The following is a 6,309-nucleotide window of genomic DNA, read 5'->3' as shown; positions in this document are numbered from 1 at the left end:
GATGAGGAAACGATTATGAAATATGTACAGCATCAAGGGCAAGAGGATTCAGGTCAGATCGAACTTGATCTGTAACGCATAACGTAGTTATGCAGCGGCTTGCCGCTTAAGTACCACGGGTTTAGCCCGTGGGTATCTATTCCAAATGATTGGTATCGCAACAACCAGATCGATCAATATGAAGGGTTTTATGCCAGTATTGTCTATAGCTTCTTAAGCGCTTTGGGCTATGACACAATACCAGAGGACGTCACCAACCATGGTAAACTCGACTTAACGATAATAATGCATGACAAAATCATCATTATCGAATTTAAACTCGCTAAACTAGGTGATGCCAAGACCGCAATAGAACAGATCAAAGTAAGAAAATATCCTGAGAAATACCTTGCTCTGGCTAAGCCTATTTATCTTGTTGGCATAAGCTTTGATACACAAGAACGTAATGTTGCTGAATTAGAGGCTGAGCTGTACCAATCGTGAATTATTTGCAGATGACGTAAGCAAGTGGCATTTTCCTCTAGGTGTGCCATAACGTTGTTACATAGACCTCGTAATTTGTCGGTCTGATTTCCTGAAAATCCATACCCTTTTAACCACACAATTGTTACAATACTGGCGATTTTCAACAAGCACTGAATTCTTTGTAATCGTTTTGGCAGTGCTCACACAAACTAAGGGATAGAATAATGGATCGTAATTTAGCACTAGAAACCGTCCGTGTTACCGAAGCTGCTGCTTTATCTGCTTGGCGCCAGATGGGTCGGGGAGATGAGAAAGCTGCTGACCAAGTTGCAGTTGATGCTATGCGTCGCGCTTTAAATGGTCTGGATATCGATGGCACAGTAGTCATTGGTGAAGGTGAACGCGATGAAGCACCAATGCTTTATATCGGGGAAAAGGTTGGCAAAGGTGGTCCTAAAGTTGATATTGCACTTGACCCCTTAGAGGGTACAACCATTACTGCCAAAGGTGGCTCTAACGCCTTAGCAGTAATTGCTATGGCAGAAGATGGTGGATTTTTAAATGCACCTGATGTCTATATGGAAAAAATCGCCGTAGGAGGGCATGGCATGCCTGCGGATATTATTGATATTAATGCAACACCAGCACAAAATTTAAAAAATCTTGCCCAATTTAAACAAGTCCCAATTGAAGCTTTAGTTGTCTGTATCTTAGAGCGTCCACGTCATGAAGACATTATACGCCAAGTCCGAGAAGCAGGTGCTCGCATTACCCTTATCAGTGACGGTGATGTTTCAGCAGTCATTGCTACCGCACAAGAAAATACCGGGATAGATATGTATATAGGCACAGGTGGCGCACCTGAAGGGGTACTTGCTGCTGCAGCTCTTCGTTGTTTAGGTGGACAAATGCAAGGTCGCCTTATTTTTAGAAACGATGATGAAAAAGCACGTGCTAAGAAATGGGGGATCACGGATCTAAGTAAGATCTATCATTTAAATGACTTAGCTTCTGGGAATGTCTTATTTGCCGCAACAGGTGTTACTGATGGTCAAATGCTTAAAGGGGTTAAACGCAAAGGTAAGTTTGCACAAACCCATAGCCTTGTAATGCGCTCGCTTTCAGGCACTGTAAGACATATTGAGGCAGAGCATAATTTCAACTTTAAAAAAGGCTTTGAGTATTTATAACTCATATCTAGGTATCAGGTAAAATATGCTTTCACATAAACAATTACTTATCTTTGCTGCAATTGCCAAACATAGCAGTATTACCAAGGCATCAGAGAGCTTGAATCTAACACAACCTGCATTAAGCACGGCACTATCAACGCTTGAAAATCAGCTTGGTGTTAAGCTTTTTGATCGTGTTGATCGAAAAATTATACTCAATCATTACGGACAACAACTCTACCCTAAAGCAATGCAGCTGTTAGAGGCCACCGATAAAATTGAACATTTTTTCAAACACACACAAGCACTCATTGGCAGTTTGCATATTGCAGCAAGCAACACCATTGGCAATTATATTTTGCCACCATTGATGTCATCCTTTAAACAAAAACATCCAGAAGTGGAACTATCACTTAGTATTAGTAATAGTGAACACGTCATTGAATCAGTGATTTCACATCAGGCTGATTTGGGGTTTATTGAAAGTGCCAGTTTGAGTAACCAAACAAACTGTTTTGCCTTTGCCAAGGATGAGTTAAAACTCTTTGTGCATAAAGATCACCATTTAGCGAAAGAAAAAACCATTGACATTAAAACACTTAAAAAGCACCAATTTATTCTACGGGAAAAAGGTTCTGGTAGTCGAACATTAATTGAACAAACCATGCTGCCACTATTTGATTATCAATTGAATCTATTTTTGGAATTAGGTAGTAGTGAGGCAATTATTCTCGCTGTGTTAAATAGTCAGGCGATTGGTTGTATCTCACTATCTGCTCTACACAATCAATCAAATATTCATATCCTCAACTGCCCTGAAGTAATACTTGAAAGGGATCTAATCATTGTACAGAATAAGCGTGCGCACATCTCAGAGCTCACCGAAGAATGGTTAGATTGGGTTACCAATAATAAATAATTTCAATCTAACCCATAAAATTTAACAAATTTTATTTATATAAGAGTCAACATAAACTAACACCATAACAATACATATATAGGTGTTCTATGATGACTCAGAAATTACATGGTTTTTTAGAAAAAGTTCCCACACCAATGGCAGGCTTAGCTCTTGGCATCTCAGGTTTAGGCTGGTGTGCTGAAAATGCATTATCAGCACACCATGGCTTACAAATTGCTTCAGCTATTATTGCTGGGATTTTATTATTATTTGTCGCTGCTAAATTTATCGTTTGGCCACAAAAACTTAGCCAGGACCTTGCTCACCCTGTTGTTGGTAGTGTCGTACCTACTTTTGCTATGGCATTGATGATAATTTCCAATAGCATCAACTATGCAAGTCACCTTGCTGCTGAACTCGTATGGATCTTTGCTGTTAGTATTCACTTACTCTTTTTAGCAGCATTTATCTATCATCGCATGCGTGAATTTAAATTACACCACATGGTGCCATCATGGTTTGTGCCGCCTGTAGGCATTATTGTTGCAGACGTTGCTTTCCCTGGTGGAGTGTTACAGCCACTTGCCACAGTGTTATTATATTTTGGCTTAGTTAGTTATGCTATCTTGTTACCAGCAATGCTATATCGCGTAATGTTTACACATGAGATTCCTGATGCAGCCAAACCTACTATTGCAATTTTTGCAGCACCTGCAAGCTTATCACTAGCAGGATACTTAACCGTCACCCAAGATCCATCTCCTGTCATTGTCATGTTGTTATTCGGGATCGCTATATTAATGACCGCAATGATCTACTTAAGTTTTGTGAAGTTAATGAGCTTAAGCTTCTCTCCTGGATTTGCGGCATTTACGTTCCCAATGGCAATCGGCTCAACCGCACTGTTTAAAACTGCTTACTGGGCAGAGCACACCTTAAACCTTGCACCACAATATGTCAGCGAAATCCATTATTTAGCAGTGTTTGAACTTATCATTGCCGCATTGGTCATTGGTTATGTTGCCTGGAAATACTTCTACCATCTTGTGATTGAAAATTTATTTATTGCTCAAGCAACTCCTATCAATTAACATATAGCATCAAAATAAAGGTCACGACCAAATTTGTTCAAGCACACCACTCATTCGCCTTAGTTTCAAAATTAGGAAATTATTTTTTAAAAAACCCCTTATCCTCTGGGTTTTATCAGTTCATATACTGGTTTTACTCTCATCGTCAATGGGTTTTTCGTTGATCGAGTCACATAGTTATGATCAATATAACGATACATAAGATCAGCATCTCGATGAAGGGGAATGCCAAGTCTATTTGTTGCGATGATACATGCAGGGGTATACTGTTGGTCCTCAAGATAAAGATCATCATTAAACTGCTTCTGATCCCATTCTTTTACTGTAATATTTAAGGCTTTACATAGAAGTGTCTGCCCCGATAAAAGCCTCAACACATCTCTTTTTCTATCATTGACTGGGTTAAGTCGGTGCATAACGCTCACTACCTTCTCATCATTGAGCATCACATCAGGGACAATGGCTGACTTAATAAGCACCGCTGCACCTTTACCTTTTGCAGAGATGTTAAAAGAGTCGGATCCTCTTGAATAATACATATAGATAGTTCCTGGTGCCATAAACAATGCCTGGCGCTTTTTTGTGAATCCAAGCGAACCATGACTTGCTTTATCATCTACCGCATAAGCCTCAGTCTCTATAATTTGTGCTTTCAGTGTTATACCGTTGTATTTTCTACAAATCAGCATGCCGATTAGTTTTTGTGCAAGCACTACTGCATCACAGTCAAAGAAGTCTGATGTTAGTCTCATCAATCTAATTCCGAAACCTTTTCACTCATCACATTTACTTGGCTTGTTGATCACAATGAGTCACTGTCTTATTTACTATCATCGTTATAGTAGGCATTAACCCCTTTAAGAATTTTAAGTGCTTTTAAGCGTGCTTCAGCCTCAGCAAGCATTTGACGCGCTTCCTCGACTTCCACTTTGTCGCTATCACGCGCTTTCTTTAATGCTTCTTCAGCTTGTTGGCGTGCTTTTTCGGCAGCCGCTTCATTAAGATCTTTAGCGCGTTCCATCACATCAGAGAGGATAATTACTTGATGTGGTTGAACTTCCAAGATACCACCAGAAATATAAAGCGTATCTTTCTCATTATTTTCACGTTCAATGCGGACGACACCAGGTGGTAAGGTCGATAGAAGTTGCGTATGACCAAAGGCAATACCCATCTCCCCTTCTGTACCTCTGAGACTAACCATTTTGGCTTGTGCCTCATAGACTGAGCCTTCTTGACTAACCACATTGACTTTGAGCAGTTTATCAGACATCACTGATACCTCTTAGATTGACTTTGCTTTTTCAATCGCTTCTTCGATGGTTCCAACCATATAGAAAGCCTGTTCAGGTAAGTGATCGTATTCACCAGCAATAATCGCTTTAAAGCTTGCAATCGTATCTTTCACTGGCACGTACTTCCCAGGATTACCCGTAAAGACTTCCGCAACGTGAAACGGTTGCGACAAGAAGCGTTGGATCTTACGCGCACGTGATACGATTAATTTATCTTCTTCAGATAATTCATCCATCCCTAGAATCGCAATAATATCTTTTAGCTCTTTATAACGTTGTAACGTTTGTTGCACACCACGGGCTACTTCATAATGCTCTTGGCCAACGACTAATGGATCTAATTGGCGTGAAGTTGAGTCTAATGGATCAACTGCAGGATAGATACCCAACTCAGCAATTTGACGTGACAATACGATCGTTGCATCCAAATGCGAGAAAGTTGTCGCAGGTGATGGATCCGTTAAGTCATCCGCTGGTACATATACTGCCTGAACAGAGGTAATTGAACCGGTTTTAGTTGAGGTAATACGCTCTTGTAATACACCCATTTCATAGGCAAGCGTTGGCTGATAACCAACGGCAGATGGCATACGTCCTAAAAGTGCAGATACTTCTGTACCTGCTAATGTATAACGGTAGATGTTATCGATAAACATCAACACGTCACGATTCTCATCACGGAAGCTCTCAGCAATGGTTAATCCTGTTAGTGCCACACGCAAACGGTTACCTGGCGGCTCATTCATTTGCCCGTAAACCAATGATACCTTATCTAATACGTTAGAATCTTTCATCTCATGATAAAAGTCATTTCCTTCACGCGTACGCTCACCAACACCAGCAAACACAGAAAAACCACTATGTTCTTTAGCAATGTTGTTGATAAGCTCCATCATTGTCACGGTTTTACCAACACCCGCACCACCAAACAAACCAACTTTACCACCTTTAGCAAATGGACAAATAAGGTCAATTACTTTAATGCCTGTTTCAAGAATTTCAGCACTTAGTGCTTGATCCTCAAATGCAGGGGCTTTTTTGTGAATTGGCTGTCTTTCATCACACTGCACTGGACCACATTCATCAATCGGATTACCCAATACATCCATAATGCGCCCCAAAGTACCATGACCGACAGGAACAGAAATGGGTGCGTCCGTATTTTTAACGTGAAGTCCTCGCTTTAACCCATCAGATGAACCCATTGCGATACAACGTACCACACCGTCACCGATCTCTTGCTGCACTTCTAATATTAATCCTGTTTCATTAACAATTAATGCATCATAAACTTTTGGCACATTATCGCGCGGGAAAGTTACATCAATCACCGCACCGATAATTTGGCTAATTTTACCCATACTCATTTTCATGTCCTCTTAAAT

Annotated in this window: 7 protein-coding genes; 4 read left to right on the top strand and 3 right to left on the bottom strand. The window is 40.4% G+C overall.

Annotated elements, in window-relative coordinates; genetic code table 11:
* The first annotated feature begins 99 nt into the window (after positions 1–99).
* From DNK85_RS10380 to DNK85_RS10365, 4 genes are all read left to right on the top strand, one after another.
* Positions 100–483, top strand: coding sequence for a PD-(D/E)XK nuclease domain-containing protein (locus DNK85_RS10380; protein WP_119329493.1), 384 nt, complete (start codon positions 100–102; stop codon positions 481–483).
* Between the two features lie 206 nt (positions 484–689).
* Positions 690–1,655, top strand: a complete 966-nt coding sequence (glpX, locus tag DNK85_RS10375) for a class II fructose-bisphosphatase (protein ID WP_119329492.1) — start codon at positions 690–692, stop codon at positions 1,653–1,655.
* Between the two features lie 25 nt (positions 1,656–1,680).
* Complete coding sequence (locus tag DNK85_RS10370) at positions 1,681–2,556, top strand: LysR substrate-binding domain-containing protein (protein ID WP_119329491.1); 876 nt, start codon at positions 1,681–1,683, stop codon at positions 2,554–2,556.
* Between the two features lie 89 nt (positions 2,557–2,645).
* The gene (locus tag DNK85_RS10365; protein ID WP_208123169.1) at positions 2,646–3,629 is read left to right on the top strand and encodes a TDT family transporter; all 984 of its coding nucleotides are present in this window, start codon (positions 2,646–2,648) and stop codon (positions 3,627–3,629) included.
* Positions 3,630–3,727: 98 nt separating this feature from the next.
* On the opposite strand, the gene DNK85_RS10360 is transcribed toward DNK85_RS10365, so the two are convergent.
* The 3 genes from DNK85_RS10360 to atpD form a co-directional block, all read right to left on the bottom strand.
* Positions 3,728–4,381: a DNA-3-methyladenine glycosylase gene (locus tag DNK85_RS10360; RefSeq protein WP_119329489.1), complete on the bottom strand. Its 654-nt coding sequence runs from the start codon at positions 4,379–4,381 to the stop codon at positions 3,728–3,730.
* A gap of 68 nt (positions 4,382–4,449) precedes the next feature.
* Entirely contained in the window at positions 4,450–4,902 is a 453-nt protein-coding gene (locus DNK85_RS10355) for a F0F1 ATP synthase subunit epsilon (RefSeq protein ID WP_119329488.1), read from the bottom strand.
* Between the two features lie 12 nt (positions 4,903–4,914).
* Entirely contained in the window at positions 4,915–6,291 is a 1,377-nt protein-coding gene (gene atpD, locus DNK85_RS10350; protein WP_119329487.1) for a F0F1 ATP synthase subunit beta, read from the bottom strand.
* Between the last annotated feature and the right edge of the window lie 18 nt (positions 6,292–6,309).

The organism is Cysteiniphilum halobium (assembly GCF_003574425.1).
GTDB classification, from domain to species: Bacteria; Pseudomonadota; Gammaproteobacteria; order Francisellales; family Francisellaceae; genus Caedibacter; species Caedibacter halobius.
Note: the sequence above shows the minus strand (reverse complement) of the source record. Positions and strands in the feature narration are given on the sequence as shown.